This is a genomic window from Janibacter anophelis NBRC 107843 (assembly GCF_001570945.1).
GTDB classification, from domain to species: Bacteria; Actinomycetota; Actinomycetes; order Actinomycetales; family Dermatophilaceae; genus Janibacter; species Janibacter anophelis.
The window spans coordinates 1-13138 of sequence record NZ_BCSQ01000011.1 but is presented as its reverse complement, the minus strand read 5'-3'; the positions used below and the strand labels follow the sequence as shown (position 1 = coordinate 13138).

Annotated in this window: 15 protein-coding genes and 1 pseudogene; 8 read left to right on the top strand and 8 right to left on the bottom strand. The window is 72.6% G+C overall.

Features of this window, described 5'->3' with window-relative positions; genetic code table 11:
* Position 1: 1 nt before the first annotated feature.
* Positions 2-1333 (top strand): Mur ligase family protein, encoded by a 1332-nt coding sequence (locus JAN01S_RS04320; protein WP_068314231.1) that lies wholly within the window; start codon positions 2-4, stop codon positions 1331-1333.
* A complete protein-coding gene (locus JAN01S_RS04315) occupies positions 1333-2133 on the top strand; it encodes a type 1 glutamine amidotransferase (protein WP_084360026.1) in 801 nt (266 codons plus the stop codon). The genes JAN01S_RS04320 and JAN01S_RS04315 overlap by 1 nt, the downstream gene beginning before the upstream one ends.
* Before the next feature lie 18 nt (positions 2134-2151).
* Here JAN01S_RS04315 and JAN01S_RS04310 read toward each other — a convergent pair whose 3' ends face one another.
* Together JAN01S_RS04310 and JAN01S_RS04305 are read right to left on the bottom strand one after the other, a co-directional pair.
* Complete coding sequence (locus tag JAN01S_RS04310) at positions 2152-3228, bottom strand: lysylphosphatidylglycerol synthase transmembrane domain-containing protein (protein ID WP_084360025.1); 1077 nt, start codon at positions 3226-3228, stop codon at positions 2152-2154.
* Positions 3225-4070 (bottom strand): PIG-L deacetylase family protein, encoded by an 846-nt coding sequence (locus JAN01S_RS04305; RefSeq protein ID WP_068314228.1) that lies wholly within the window; start codon positions 4068-4070, stop codon positions 3225-3227. Before JAN01S_RS04305 ends, JAN01S_RS04310 begins: the two co-directional genes overlap by 4 nt.
* Positions 4071-4113: 43 nt before the next feature.
* On the opposite strand from JAN01S_RS04305, the gene JAN01S_RS04300 reads away from it, so the two are divergent.
* From JAN01S_RS04300 to JAN01S_RS04290, 3 genes are read left to right on the top strand one after another with little or no spacing between them, the layout of a single operon-like run.
* Positions 4114-5193: a glycosyltransferase family 4 protein gene (locus JAN01S_RS04300; protein WP_068314225.1), complete on the top strand. Its 1080-nt coding sequence runs from the start codon at positions 4114-4116 to the stop codon at positions 5191-5193.
* The gene (locus JAN01S_RS04295; RefSeq protein WP_068314222.1) at positions 5190-5858 is read left to right on the top strand and encodes an NUDIX hydrolase; all 669 of its coding nucleotides are present in this window, start codon (positions 5190-5192) and stop codon (positions 5856-5858) included. Before JAN01S_RS04300 ends, JAN01S_RS04295 begins: the two co-directional genes overlap by 4 nt.
* A gap of 34 nt (positions 5859-5892) precedes the next feature.
* On the top strand, positions 5893-6228 hold the full coding sequence (locus JAN01S_RS04290; protein WP_068314219.1) for a hypothetical protein: 336 nt from the start codon (positions 5893-5895) through the stop codon (positions 6226-6228).
* 103 nt (positions 6229-6331) lie between these two features.
* Here JAN01S_RS04290 and JAN01S_RS04285 read toward each other — a convergent pair whose 3' ends face one another.
* The 4 genes from JAN01S_RS04285 to JAN01S_RS04270 all read right to left on the bottom strand — a co-directional run bounded on the left by JAN01S_RS04285 (position 6332) and on the right by JAN01S_RS04270 (position 9872).
* Positions 6332-7204: a DUF559 domain-containing protein gene (locus JAN01S_RS04285; protein WP_157075593.1), complete on the bottom strand. Its 873-nt coding sequence runs from the start codon at positions 7202-7204 to the stop codon at positions 6332-6334.
* A 149-nt stretch (positions 7205-7353) separates the two neighbouring features.
* Positions 7354-8343 carry a quinone oxidoreductase family protein gene (locus JAN01S_RS04280; protein ID WP_068314213.1) on the bottom strand — a complete coding sequence of 330 codons (990 nt, stop codon included), beginning with the start codon at positions 8341-8343 and terminating at the stop codon, positions 7354-7356.
* Positions 8344-8382: 39 nt separating this feature from the next.
* A complete protein-coding gene (locus JAN01S_RS04275) occupies positions 8383-9207 on the bottom strand; it encodes a uracil-DNA glycosylase (protein WP_068314210.1) in 825 nt (274 codons plus the stop codon).
* Entirely contained in the window at positions 9204-9872 is a 669-nt protein-coding gene (locus JAN01S_RS04270; RefSeq protein WP_068314207.1) for a TetR/AcrR family transcriptional regulator, read from the bottom strand. The genes JAN01S_RS04275 and JAN01S_RS04270 overlap by 4 nt, the downstream gene beginning before the upstream one ends.
* Before the next feature lie 85 nt (positions 9873-9957).
* Between JAN01S_RS04270 and JAN01S_RS17360 the strand changes: the two genes are divergently transcribed.
* Together JAN01S_RS17360 and JAN01S_RS17355 are read left to right on the top strand one after the other, a co-directional pair.
* Entirely contained in the window at positions 9958-10353 is a 396-nt protein-coding gene (locus JAN01S_RS17360; protein WP_218000000.1) for an NAD(P)H-binding protein, read from the top strand.
* On the top strand, positions 10350-11033 hold the full coding sequence (locus tag JAN01S_RS17355; RefSeq protein WP_217999999.1) for a TfoX/Sxy family protein: 684 nt from the start codon (positions 10350-10352) through the stop codon (positions 11031-11033). Before JAN01S_RS17360 ends, JAN01S_RS17355 begins: the two co-directional genes overlap by 4 nt.
* Here the strand turns inward: JAN01S_RS17355 and ligD are convergent.
* A pseudogene (gene ligD, locus JAN01S_RS04260) lies at positions 11030-11290 on the bottom strand (non-homologous end-joining DNA ligase LigD); the annotation flags it as partial. The gene JAN01S_RS17355 and the pseudogene ligD overlap by 4 nt on opposite strands.
* Positions 11291-11710: 420 nt before the next feature.
* On the opposite strand from ligD, the gene JAN01S_RS04250 reads away from it, so the two are divergent.
* The gene (locus JAN01S_RS04250; protein ID WP_068314199.1) at positions 11711-12292 is read left to right on the top strand and encodes a hypothetical protein; all 582 of its coding nucleotides are present in this window, start codon (positions 11711-11713) and stop codon (positions 12290-12292) included.
* A 343-nt stretch (positions 12293-12635) separates the two neighbouring features.
* Here JAN01S_RS04250 and JAN01S_RS17065 read toward each other — a convergent pair.
* The coding region (locus JAN01S_RS17065; RefSeq protein ID WP_169797163.1) for a hypothetical protein at positions 12636-13138 on the bottom strand (503 nt) is incomplete at its 5' end.

Genomic DNA, 13138 nt, shown 5'->3' with positions numbered 1-13138 from the left:
GGTGCTCAAGACCGCAGTCGCCGCCTTCGCCGGCAAGACCGCCCGTCGCGCCGCCCGCCTCCGCGGAGGAGGCTCCGGCGGCTCGGCGCTGCCGGGCCTCGTGGCGGAGAAGATCGACCCCGGATTCCTCGCCCACGCCCTCGGCGACGTCCCGGGCGGGATCGTCGTCGTCTCCGGCACCAACGGCAAGACGACGACGACCAAGATGCTCGTCGCGCTGCTGCGGGCCCACGGCCGCACCGTCTTCACCAACCCCACCGGCAGCAACTTCACGCGTGGCGTCATCTCCGCCCTGCTCGCCGAGCGACTCCACCGCGGCCGACTCCAGGCCGACATCGCCGTCCTCGAGCTCGACGAGGCGCACGCCCTGCACTTCGCCCGGGCCGTCGCACCGACCCACGCCCTGCTGCTCAACGTCGCGCGCGACCAGCTCGACCGCTTCGCCGAGATCGACCACACCGCAGGCCTGCTCACGCAGCTGGCCGGCATGACGACGCAGGGCGTCGTGCTCAACCGCGACGACCCCTTCGTCAACCGCATCGCGACGACGGTGAGCGGCCTCGACATCGCGTGGTTCGGCCTCGACGCCACGATCGCCGACCGGCTCGGCGAGCTGCAGGAGCACGACGCCCGCGGCCACGACACCTACACCCCGCCGCCGGTCGGCCCGCACGACGCACTCCTGCAGCCGGTCGACGAGCACGAGCTGAGCGTGCTCTTCGGCGAGCAGGGCGAAGGGGGCCGCGTCGGCCCCGTCTCCCTGCGCCAGCGCGGCCTCGCCGCGATGATCAACGCCACGGCCGCGACGGCCACCGCCCGCGCCCTCCTCGGCGACGGCTTCCGCACCGACGCCGCCGAGCAGGCGCTGCGGACGGTCGCGCCCCCCTTCGGCCGCGGTGAGGTCGTCGACGCCGACGGGACCCCGCTCGAGCTGGTCTTGGTCAAGAACCCCGCCGGCTTCACCGTCGCGCTCGGCACCTACGGCTCGACGCCGGTCGCCACGATGGTCGCGATCAACGACGACTACGCCGACGGTCGCGACGTCTCGTGGCTCTACGACGTGAGCTTCGAGTCCTTGCGCGACAAGGGAGTTGCCATCACCAGCGGCGTGCGTGGCTGGGACATGGCCCTGCGGCTGCAGTACGACGACGTGCCCGTCGCCGATACCGAGGTCGACCTCGCGGCCGCCCTCGACCGCTTCCTCGCCGACCACCGCGACGAGCCCAAGCGGATCTTCTGCACCTACACGGCGATGCTCGCGCTGCGCCGCATGCTCGGTGAGCGCTACGACCTGCCGGAGATGGGCGTCGACGCGCCCGAGGGAGCCCAGTGATGAGTGACGCCAGCCTCGACATCCCGATCCTCGGTGAGCCGACCGGGTCCGCACTGCCCGCCGACCCCGGCCACGAGGGCAAGGGCGAGATCCACCTCGTGCACCTGTACCCGCGCGAGATGAGCATCTACGGCGACCTGGGCAACACCCGCTGCCTGGCCGCACGCATTCGCCGGCACGGCTACGTGCCCGTGGTCCACCAGCACCACCCCGGCCAGCCCTTCCCCGAGCAGGCCCACCTCGTCGTGGGCGGCGGTGGGCAGGACTCCGGCCAGGCCAAGGTCGAGGAGGACCTCGAGCGGATCGCCGAGCGGCTGCGCTCGCTGGCCGCCGACGGGACCCCGATGCTCATGATCTGCGGCATGTACCAGCTCTTCGGCAATGCCTTCGTCACCGTCGAGGGGCAGCGCCTGCCGGGCCTGGGGATCCTCGACGTGACCACCCAGGGCAACGAGAAGAGGATGATCGGGCCGGTCGTCCTCACCACCGACCACGGTGACGTCGTGGGGTACGAAAACCACTCGGGCTCGACGACGCTCGGGGCGGGCCAGGCCCCCTTCGGTCGGGTGCGGCACGGCATGGGCAACAACGGCGCCGACGGCACCGAGGGCGCCGTCACCGGCCACGTCATCGGCTCCTACCTGCACGGCCCGATCCTCCCGGCCAACCCGCGACTCGCCGACACCCTCATCGGGTGGGCGGCCGAGCTGGCGACCGGGCGGGACTTTGCGCCGGAGCAGCTCGACGACGAGGTGGCGCGGCAGGCCCAGAGCCGGCAGGTGCGGCGACTCGTCGGCTGAGCCCGGTGAGCGGGGCGATCAGGCCTCCGTCGCGGCCCGCTCCCGGGCGCTGGCCCGGGGCATGAGGCTCCAGGCGATCCAGCCGAGCGCGCCCAGCGGGATCTCCATGAAGTGCGTGAAGATCGAGAAGAGCACCACCCCGGCCATCGCCGACGCCGGGTCGGCACCCCAGGCGACGAGCGCCGCGGCCGTGCCCGTCTCGGTGACGCCCAGGCCGCCGGGGGTGACGCCGACGGCGGTGAGCAGCCGGCCGATCGCATAGGCCGCGAAGAGCTGGCCGAAGGGCAGCTCGATGCCGGTGGTCTGCGCGCACAGCAGGAAGAGCACGTAGTAGAGACCGAAGAAGCCGACCATCCCCAGGGTCATCGACAGCCAGCCGGTGCGCACGGTCTCGGCGGTGCGGGACCGCAGCCCGATCAGGCCCGCCTCGACGGTGTCGCCGTGGCCGCGTCGGACGAGCCGGACCAGCCGGTCGATGCCGCGGCCGAGCTGGCGGGCTCCCGCGTCGGTCCCGACGGCCAGCGCGAAGACCACGACGATCGCCGTGCCCGACAGGACCGCGGCCCAGGCGGCCTCGCGCATGGCCGTCGGCAAGTCCGTGGCACCCCAGGCGAGCCCGAGCACGGCGATGATGGGGAGGGCGACCCGGGCGAGGACATTCCACACGCCGGTCACCACGGCCATCGTCGTGACGGAGGCGGCGGAGAAGCCCCAGGACTTGGCGATCGAGTAGGTCGCCGCGAGCCCCACGGCGCCGCCGCCGGGCAGCAGGTTGGACACGGACGACCCGCAGACGTTGAGGATGAGGGCGCGCAGATGGCTCAGGCCCTGCATCGCGCCCGTCATCACGAAGGTGTAGCAGTACAGCCCGGCGACGACGAGGGCCATGAAGAGCGCGGCCTTCCACACCGGCACGGTGCCGAGCACGTCGAAGACCTCCGCCCACGAGGTCTTGGCGAAGTACGGCAGTCCCCAGCCGAGCATGGCGATCGCGAGCCCGAGGCCGAGGCAGATCTGCAGCCCCCGGACGAAGGGGGAGGACCGCCGGCTCGTCGGGGTGGCCGGCTTGGTCGGCTCGGTCGGCGCCGCCGTCACGACAGCCCCTCGAAGACGTCGGTGCGGGCGGTGCCCGCCGGGGCGTCCGGGTCGACGAACCACTCGCGGCCGAAGACGAGGTCGTAGATCGGGCGGGGGATGCGCACGAGCATGCCGAGCGTGCGGTCGCCGCCCCCGCCGTCGGAGGCCTGGCTGGCGTGGGCGCGCATCGCGGCCCTCTTGGCACCCGCGTAGCGGCGCACCGGGATGCGGTGGGTGATGTCGGCTTTGGCGGAGAAGGCGCGGTCGAAGCTGCTGCGGTCGAACTCCGGCGGGAAGCGGTAGACCCTGGCCACGAGGTCGATCGCGCGGCAGATGAGGTCGCGCGGGACGGTGGCCCACAGCACGCGCACGGGCAGCCCGCGCTCGCGGGCCAACTCGGCGGCTCGGGCGCCGACCTCGTGCACGCGCACGTGGTCGCGGTGGCCGTAGCCGCCGCTCGGGTCATAGGTCGTCAGGACGTCGGCGCCCTCCTCGACGAGCACGTCGGCGAGGGCGCTCGCCGCCTCGTCGACCGGTACTCGCACGAACCGTCGCCCACCCGGAGGGTCGGGCCACACCTCGGGCCCGCTGCCGCTGTCGGCGTGGCCGAGCTCGACGGTGCGCGCGACGCCGAGCGCCCTTGCGCTGGCGGCGAGCTCGCGACTGCGGGTGGCGGCGAGGGCGTCGCCGGCGGCGCCGAACTCGGTCTCGTCGGTCAGCCCCAGGGCGCCGTCGGTGGCCACGACGAGCACGACCCGGTGGCCCTCCGCGGCGGCACGGGCCATCGTCCCGGCCGTGAGCAGTGCCTCGTCGTCGGGATGGGCGTGGAAGACCACGAGGGTGCGGGCTGCGGAGTCCATCGGGTGAAACCCTGCCACACCGGCCCGTGGCACCCTTGGAGCCGTGAAGGTCGCGCTGCTCTCCGACTGCTACCCGCCGCGCACCGGCGGGATCGAGTCGCAGGTCGGTGACCTCGCGGCGCAGCTCGTGCGGGCCGGCCACGAGGTCGAGGTGCTCACCGCGACCGCTGGTGGGGACGGCGCCGACGACGTCCGGGTCCACCGGCTGTCGACGCCACTCGCCCTCGGTCTGCCGGTCAACCCCTTGGCGGTGCCCGAGGCGCGCCGGCTGCTGGCCGACGGCGGCTTCGACGTGGCGCACGTGCACCTGGGGGTGGTCTCTCCCTTCGCCTGGGACATGGCGGAGGTCGCGACCGGCCTTGGGCTGCCGACCGCCCTCACGTGGCACTGCGTGCTCGACCGGGCCGCGCGCCCGATGGGCCCGGCGGTGCGGCGGTGGGTGGAGCGGGGCGCGGTGCTCTCGGCGGTCTCCGGGTTCGCCGGCGAGGGGGTGCGACGGGCGGCGAAGGGGGAGCTCGTCGCCGTGCTCCCCAACGGCATCGACCCGGCGGCGTGGCCCTCGGGCCCGGTGGGGTCCGGTCGACCCGTGCACGTCGTGACGGCCTCCCGGTTGGCGCCTCGCAAGCGCGTCGGTGCGCTCCTGTCCGTCGTGGCCCGGGCGCACGAGCGGCTCGGCCCCGGTGCGATGGCGATCGACGTCTACGGCGAGGGGCCGCTGCGCCCATGGCTCGAGGCACGGATCGCTGCCCTCGGCCTGGCTGGCGTCGTGCGGCTGCCCGGGCGGGTGAGCCGAGCCGAGCTCGCGCAGGCGTGGGCGAGTGCCGATGCCTACCTGTCGCCGACCCGGCTGGAGGCCTTCGGCATCGCGGCACTCGAGGCACGCACGGCCGGGTTGCCGGTCATCGCGCGCGGCGACTCCGGGGTGCGCGAGGTCGTGACCGACGGGGTCTCGGGGCTGCTCGCCGCCGATGACGCCGGGCTCGCCGACGCCCTCGTGCGGCTCGTCGCCGACGAGACCCTGCGCTCGCGGATCGCCCGGCACAACCGAAGCACCCCACCGGCGCAGACGTGGGACCGGGTCGTCGAGCTGGCCGTCGCCGAGTACGAGCGAGCGGGCGCATGACGGTCGTGGTCGTGGGGGTGCACGACGGGACCGTGGTCGGTCGGTGGCCCCTGCCGCACGGGCACGACCCCGTGGACGTGCTGGCCGAGCGGGGATGGGCCGGTGACCCGGTGGGCAGTGGGCTCGTCGACGGCCTGGTCGAGGTGCGCTACGCGGTGCGCCCGGTCGAGCCGGCGGCGCCCGCCGAGGTCCCCACCGGACCGTCGGGCGCGCGCAGGCTGCAGCGGCTGGCGGCCTATGCGGTCGTCGTCGACGAGGGGCGGCTGCTCATGTCGCAGCTCGCGCCCTGGGTCGGTGGCGCCGGCGGCCGATGGAGCCTGCCCGGTGGCGGAGTCGACCCCGGCGAGACCCCGCTCCACGGGGTGGTGCGCGAGGTGCAGGAGGAGGCCGGCCAGGACGTGCTCGTCGACGCCCTCGTCCAGGTCCAGGCCGCGCACTGGATCGGCGACGTGTCGGCGGGGCAGCGGCACGAGGACTTCCACGCCGTGCGGCTGATCCACCTCGCCACCTGCCCCGATCCGACCCCCGCGCGGGTCGTCGAGATCGATGGCTCGACCGCCGCAGCGGCGTGGGTCCCGCTCGCCGAGGTGGGTCGCCTGCCGATCGTCGACATGGTCCGACTGGCCTGGCCCCACGTGCCCGGCGGCGAGTCCTACCCGGTGTAGGAGACGCCCGTCGCGGTCGCCTACGCTGGGCGGCATGGAAGCCCTGCGCCTCGTCCTCTACATCCTGCACATGATCGCGATGCTGGCGATCGTCGTCGGTCCCGTCATCGCCGGCCGCGGGCACCTGGTCCAGGTGTGGGGCGCGCGCATCCAGCTGCTGCTGGGCCTGGGGCTCACGGGCATCGCCGAGGCGGGTGACGACCCGGTCAACCACGCCAAGATCGGCACCAAGCTCGTCGTGATGATCGCCGTCCTCGCCTGCGCCGAGATCGGCAACGCCAAGGCCAAGCGTGGGGAAAACGGCACGACCCTCGCCTGGGCCGCCGCCGGCCTCGCGGTCGTCAACGCGGCCATCGCCTTCCTCTGGTGACGCCCGGCCGCCCCTGACCCCCCGCGCCTGAGCCACGGCCTCGGGCCACCGCGTGTCGTACTGCAGTTCGTCCCCTCGAGCCACTTCGCGGCCCGAGTCCTCGTCACGCGCTGAGTGAACTGCAGTACGACACGCGCTGCCGCACCACCCAGGCGATGACCTCCCGGACCCAGTCGGGGTTGAACATCACGTGCTCCCACGCGAAGCGGAGCACGACCCACCCGGCGATCGTCATCTCGTTCAGTCGCCAGCAGTCCTCGCGCACGTCCTTGCGGGTCCTGTGGAACTCGTGGCTGTCGGCCTCGAGTGCCACGCGCACCCCGGCGCACCCGACGTCGGCGTGCAGCACCGTGCCGTCCCGGACCGTGATCGTCTGCTGGGCCACCCACCCGACGTCCGTGGCTTCGATGGCCAGGGCGCGCAGCCCCGACTCGAAGGGGTTGGCGGACTCTGCCGAGGCCAGGTCCAGCACCCGCCGCGCTGCCGACCGCCCGGTACGGGGCAGTGCCGTCCGGAGGAGTTCGTCAACGGTCACCAGGCCCGACCGCAGGGCCGAGTCGGCCACGGCGAGGGCTTCGGGCAGAGGCAGGTCGCGCGCACAGTCGATGACGGTACGCAGCGGCCGGGTCGTGCGCAGGCCCAGCTCGTCCGCGGTGACGGTGCGGAACCGCAGGTCGAGCTCGGCCGGCTGCGGGATGTGGCGGGTGCGTGAGGAGATGGCCTCTGGTTGGTCCGGCGAGTGGAGTACGCCCCACCCGTGCTGCAGTGCCGCGGTCCGGTGGCTCAGGTGGACCCCGAGTCGTGCGGCCGTGGATCGTGCACCGTCCTCCGGCAGGCCGTAGACCCCGCGCCGGTGTCGGGCGACGGCCCCGGACCGCAGCGCGCTCGCGAGCGTCGCCGCTGTCGTCACCTCGAGCACCTGGGCGCGGGTGGCCGCGCCGCCGTGCTGGGCCACGATGAGGGGGACGATGCACATCACCACAGCGTGGCGCGTCCGTCGATCCGTCCGTCAAAGTTGTCCACAGGGGTCTGTCGTACTGCAGTTCGCGTCAGTGCGTCCGAGCGCACCCCGGCAGATGGCGACGCCACCGCGCTCGGCGACATCAACTGCAGCACGACACGCCGTCAGGGGATGAGGATCAGCTTGCCCGTCGTCGCGCGCCCCTCGAGTGCCCGGTAGGCCTGCGCCGCGTCCGCGAAGGAGTAGCGCCCGCCGATCGCGATGTCGAGCCGTCCGGCCGCGATGTCCCCGAAGACCTCACGACCCCGGGCCTGCAGCTCCTCGGTCTCGACGATGTAGTGGGCGAGGCTGGGCCGGGTGACGAAGAGCGATCCGCCGGCGTTGAGTCGCTGCAGGTCGAAGGGGGGCACCTGGCCGGACGCGCCGCCGAAGAGCACGAGCATGCCCCGGCGTCGCAACGACGAGAGCGAGGCGTCGAAGGTCGACTTGCCGACCCCGTCGTAGACCACGTCGACACCCTCGTGGGCACCGAGCCGGTCGGCTGCGGCGCGGATGTCGGCGGCGAGGTCCTCGCTCTGCGAGTAGTCGATGAGCTCGGCGGCTCCACGCGAGCGAGCGATCTCGAGCTTGCCCTCAGACCCGGCGGTCGCGATGACCGTGCCGCCGCGGCTGGTGATCATCTGCGTCAGCAGCTGCCCGACCCCACCGGCGGCGGCGTGGACGAGGGCGACGGTGCCCTCCTCGACGCGGTAGCAGTCGGTGACGAGGAACTGCGCGGTCATGCCCTGCAGGGTTGCCGCGCAGGCGGTCTCGAGGTCGACCTCGTCCGGCACGGGCAGCAGTCGCGTGGAGTCGGCGAGGACCAGTCCGGCGTGCAGTCCGTCGACCATCGACCATGCGACCCGGTCGCCCACGGACACCGCAGCGCCCTCGCCGACCTCGCGCACCGTCCCTGCCGCCTCGAAGCCCTGCACGTACGGCGGGTCCATGGCGTAGATGCCCTCGCGCTTGTAGGCGTCGATGAAGTTGACCCCACCCGCGGCGACCTCGACGAGCGCCTCACCCGGTCCCGGCGGCGGGACCTCCCGCTCCTCGAGGGCGAGGACCTCGGGCCCTCCGGTGCGGGTGACGACGAGCGCTGTCGTGGTGGTCATGGTCCTCACCATAGGAGGTCGGCCACCCCTGCGGCAGGGTCACAGGGAGGCGATGACCGCGTCGAGCATCTCCTCGGTCAGCTTGCCGGTGAAGGTGTTCTGCTGGCTGACGTGGTAGCAACCGACGAGTGCGACCTCGCGGCCGTCCGGGGTGCGCAGGGTGGCCCGGGCCGCGTGCCCGAACTTCGGTTTGGGGCGCGGCACCTCCCACCCCGCGTGCCGGACCCCGGCGATCGTCGCGTCCCACCCGATCGAGCCCAGGCACATGATCGACCGGACGAAGGGAGCACTCCTCGCCAGGTCGGCATCGAGCCACGGTGCGCAGCAACGCCTCTCGTCGGTCGTCGGCTTGTTCTGCGGCGGTGCGCACCGCACGGGGGCGACGATGCGCACGCCCCGCAGCTCGAGCCCGTCGCCGGCGGCCCACGACTGCGGCTGCGTGGCGTAGCCGGCTCGGTGCAGCGCCGCGTAGAGCCAGTCACCGGAGCGGTCGCCGGTGAAGTTGCGTCCGGTCCGGTTGGCGCCGTGGGCGGCCGGTGCCAGGCCCACGACGAGCACCGGGGCGTCGGGCGGTCCGAGCGTGGGCACCGGCCGACCCCAGTACGGCTGGTCGGCGAAGGCGGCGCGCTTGGTCACCGCGACCTCCTCGCGCCACGCGACGAGGCGCGGGCAGGCGCGGCAGACGGAGATGCGGGCGTCGAGCTCGTCCTGCCCGACGGCGCCGGCCGCCAGCCGCGGCACCTGCGCGGGCGTGCGGGCGACGGGCGTCTCGGTGGTCGCGAGGTCATCGGGCCACCCGGTGCCGGGCACGACCGGCGAGGCGAAGGGGGCGCCCGTCACCGGGTGCGGCAGCAGCTCGCTCACGAGGTCACCTCGTCGGGGGAGAGGGCTCCCAGCACCAGGTCCAGGCCGTGGTCGAACTCGGCGGCGTAGTCGTATCCCGGCTGCAGGGCGTGCTCGGTCATGACCTCGACGAGGTACGGCAGTGAGGCGAGGTCCATGTCCTGCATCATGCCCGCGGCGACGCCCTCCAGCTCGTCTGCGTCGCTGAAGGGCAGTCCGATGTCCTGCAGTACGAATCCGTAGACGTAGCTGTCGATGAGCGACATCGCCCGGGCGGCCATCCGGACCGAAAAGCCGTTGCAGCGCAATGACCCCAGGACCGCGTCGTGGTGTCGCAGGGTCGCCCGGCCCGGGTGGCTGCGGGTGTCCATGAGGGTGACCGCCCACGGGTGGCGGCGCAGCACCGCTCGCGCCGAGTGCGCCCGGGCCTGCATCGCCTCGCGCCACGGCGTGGCCGGGTCGGGGAGCTCGATCTCCGAGAACACCCGGTCGACCATGCCGTCGAGCAGGCCCTCCCGCCCTGCGACGTGGTTGTACAGGGACATGGCCTCGACGCCGAGGCGCGCGGCGACCGCGCGCATCGAGACCGCTGGTAGCCCGTCGGCATCGGCGAGCCCGACCGCGGCGTCGACGACGCGGTCGCGTGACAACGGGGTCCGCGCGGACGCGGTGCGCTTGCGGGGCACAGGAGTGCCTCCCTTCGCCTCTTGACGTGCTTACACCGTAAGCCTAGCCTCGTACTTACAGCGTAAGACAGCAATGGAGGCGGTCATGTCGATCCAGCGGGTGTGCATCATCGGGGCGTCGGGCAAGCTCGGCCGGTACATGGTCGAGGAGTCACTGCGGCGGGGGTACGAGGTCGTCGGGGTCTGTCGCGAGCGGAGCGTCCACAAGCTCGACGACCTGGCCGACCGCATGACGATCGTGCCCGGTGCGACCAACGACCGGGAGGTGGCCCGTCGCGCGGTCGCCGGCTGCGACGGCGTCCTCACCGTCCTCGCGCCGTGGGGCGTGCAGCAGTACTCCTCGGGGACCGCCAGGCCGTGCTCGACCACGCGGCGCCGGGGGCGCGGCTGGTCTTCTCGTGCGGCTGGCACATCACCCGTGACGGCCTGGACCGCTACTCGTGGCGGATCCGGGCGGCGGTGGCCTTCGGCCGACTCATGAAGGTCACCCGTCTCGTCGAGATGGAGGACCAGTACGAGGCGGCGCGGCGGATCTTCGCCAGTGACCGCGCGTGGACCCTCGTGCGCGGCAGTGACCTCGAGGAGGGCGAGAGCCAGGGGTTGCCGCGGTGGAGCGAGCACGTCGGTGACCCGGTGCTGGAGAGCAACCTGACCCGCCGGGTCGACTTCGCCCTCTTCATGGTCGCCGCCCTCGAGGACGACACCCTGGTGCAGCAGGCTCCGGCGATCGTCGGCTGCCGCACCCCGAGCGCGCTGGCCACCCCGCGCCGGTCGCGTCCTGACCCGTCAGCGCGCAGCCGCCCGGGCAGATGCGCGGACTGGCAGGCTGGTCCCATGGCGATCGACGAGGTGCTGGCCGACCGGGTCCGGGACGCGCTCGCCGACCGGGGCATCGAGTGGACCGAGCGACGGATGTTCGGCTCGCTCATCCTCCTCGTCGGCGGCGAGATCCTCGTGGGGGTGCGCAACGGCGGCGGGCTGCTCGTGCGCGTCGACCCCGACGAGAGCGAGGAGCTCCTCCGCGACGCCGGACCTTGGTACGCCCAAGTCGCGCTCATGGGGGACAAGGACATGGGACCCAGCTGGCTCGACGTCTCGCCGGATGCCGTCGAGGACCGGCCCGGGTTGGACCACTGGCTCGACGCCGCGCTGCGCCGCTAGCCCTCCGGGTCCACGGGCGGCTCGGCCCCCTCGGCCTCGTCGCGCTCGGCCCACTCGAGCAGCGGCGTCACGTCGTGGGCCACGTCGTCGATCTCGGCGTGCAGGTCGCCCAGCCGCTCGAAGCGCTCCGGCACGGTCGCGATGGTGCAGTCGCGCGGCTCGACGTCCTCGACCTCGTCCCAGGTGATCGGCGTCGACACGGTGCCGGCTGCATTGCCCCGCACGGAGTACGCGGCGGCGATCGTGTGGTCGCGCGCAGCCAAATGACACCTCCGCCGGCCGGCACCTCGAGGTCGTCGTCCGCGACGGGCTCCTCGGCGATCTCCCTCTACCGACGCAAGGGCACGCTGCCGGCAGCCGACGGCCTCGAGGGCAGCCGCGCCTGGTGGTGGGAAGCCACGATCGACCGTTGGGAGAACGCACGCGAACTGCATTGGTGCCGTGAATGCGAGCACGGCTTCGTCGCCGTGTTGGGGCTGAAGGAGCACATCACCCGCGTTCACGGACGTTGAGGGTGGGTGGTGTGCTTGGCCGATTGACAGTCACACCCTTGGTGGGGAGTACTCATCCACAACCACCACCGGGCGGGTCAAGATGCGAGGCACGCCTGCCCGTGAGAGTTTGGCACTGGTCCAGGGGAAGACCGATCCATCGCTTTGACCGAGAGGGACACACTCATGCGTCTGCACACCCGCCCCGCCGTCGCGACCGCGAGCCTCGCTGCTGTGCTGATGGTATTGGCCGGCTGCGGCGGCGAGAGTGAAGGCACCGACACCACCACGAGCGCCTCGTCGAGCACGACGTACGACGACGAGTACGCGTACGCGGAGGCGAAGAAGGTCGACGCCAAGTTCCAGGCACATGACGGCAGCAAGCCCTTGCCCACGGACACCGAGTGGGCCACGGACAGCTTCATCAAGGGCTACAACGAAGAAGTTCAGGCCCAGAACGACGCGGGGGTCGTCGAGAAGGGGAAGGTCACGATCACCGGGACACACCCGGCGGAGTCTCGCCCGGATGCCCCCGGTGGGTGGGACCTGACGATGTACCAGTGCAGTGTCTCGACGATCCGGTACTTCAAGGACGGCGTCGACGTGACCGTGCGACAGGAGGATCCGAGCGAGCCCCTGCCGAAGGGCCCACACGACAACGTTCACCTTCTGAGCTTCACCTCTCCTGACGACGGCAAGACGTGGCAGCTCGACGAGTCCCAGTACCTCTACGGCGATCGCGCGGAGGAAGCACCGTGCGACGAATAGCCGCCACCACGGGTTCCCTCATGCTCATCTTCGTGGCGGCCCCGGCAGCCGATGCGACGGGCGAGCCTTCTGGGGCCGGGATCGAGAAACAGCGCAACGGCGCGGCGTGGGACGTGACAGCGCTGGACAACCCCAGCCCCGAGCCTCCACCTCGCCCCGGCAAGACGCCTCCGACCCCAACGTCGACCCCGACCCGGACACCGGCCCAGCCGCCTCCGCGGCAGGCTGGCTCTGGCGCGTCGGCCTCGGAGCCGTTGACGGCGGGGCAGTCGGCGCAGGCCGGGGCGAGTGCAACGGCCTGCGCTGGGGTTCGTCTCGCCGGCGGTTCGGCGACGGCTGGTTGTCAGGGGACGACCGTGTCAGTTCCTGCTGCGGGTGCACCGGAGGGTGGTCCGGTCGCGCCGCGGGTGACGGTCACGCAGGTGCGGGAACGGGCGGTGGACAAGATCACGCTGACGAAGCCGGACATCGAGGCTTCACCGTGCCTGGCCGCGACCGGCCGGTGCACGGGCACGGTGGGGGTGCCGGTGTGGTTGTGGGTCGGTGACGAGGGCTTGCCGTCGAAGTCGGCGTCGGCCACTGCCGGCCCGTACACGATCTCTGCGACGGCGAAGGTGTCGCAGGTGAAGTGGTCGCTCGGTGATGGGCAGTCCACGGTGTGCCAGGGGACGGGGACGGTGTACGACCCGGACGTCCATGGCTGGGACACGCCCCATTGCGGGTTCGAGGACGGGTGGAAGTAGCCGGGGACGTACACGTTGACCGCGTCGTACGTGTGGGAGATCGCCTGGAGCGGGGACCAGACGGGTACCGCGACGCAGACGATGTCCTCGACCCGGCAGGTCT

Bases quoted from the DNA above. Each gene is read 5' to 3' on its own strand.
- JAN01S_RS04285 (WP_157075593.1), bottom strand. From the start codon at position 7,204: ATGTGCATCGTCCCCCTCATCGTGGCCCAGCACGGCGGCGCGGCCACC.
- JAN01S_RS17355 (WP_217999999.1), top strand. From the start codon at position 10,350: ATGAAGGTCACCCGTCTCGTCGAGATGGAGGACCAGTACGAGGCGGCG.
- JAN01S_RS17360 (WP_218000000.1), top strand. From the start codon at position 9,958: ATGTCGATCCAGCGGGTGTGCATCATCGGGGCGTCGGGCAAGCTCGGC.
- JAN01S_RS04250 (WP_068314199.1), top strand. From the start codon at position 11,711: ATGCGTCTGCACACCCGCCCCGCCGTCGCGACCGCGAGCCTCGCTGCT.
- JAN01S_RS04290 (WP_068314219.1), top strand. From the start codon at position 5,893: ATGGAAGCCCTGCGCCTCGTCCTCTACATCCTGCACATGATCGCGATG.
- JAN01S_RS04305 (WP_068314228.1), bottom strand. From the start codon at position 4,070: ATGGACTCCGCAGCCCGCACCCTCGTGGTCTTCCACGCCCATCCCGAC.
- JAN01S_RS04280 (WP_068314213.1), bottom strand. From the start codon at position 8,343: ATGACCACCACGACAGCGCTCGTCGTCACCCGCACCGGAGGGCCCGAG.
- JAN01S_RS04295 (WP_068314222.1), top strand. From the start codon at position 5,190: ATGACGGTCGTGGTCGTGGGGGTGCACGACGGGACCGTGGTCGGTCGG.
- JAN01S_RS04315 (WP_084360026.1), top strand. From the start codon at position 1,333: ATGAGTGACGCCAGCCTCGACATCCCGATCCTCGGTGAGCCGACCGGG.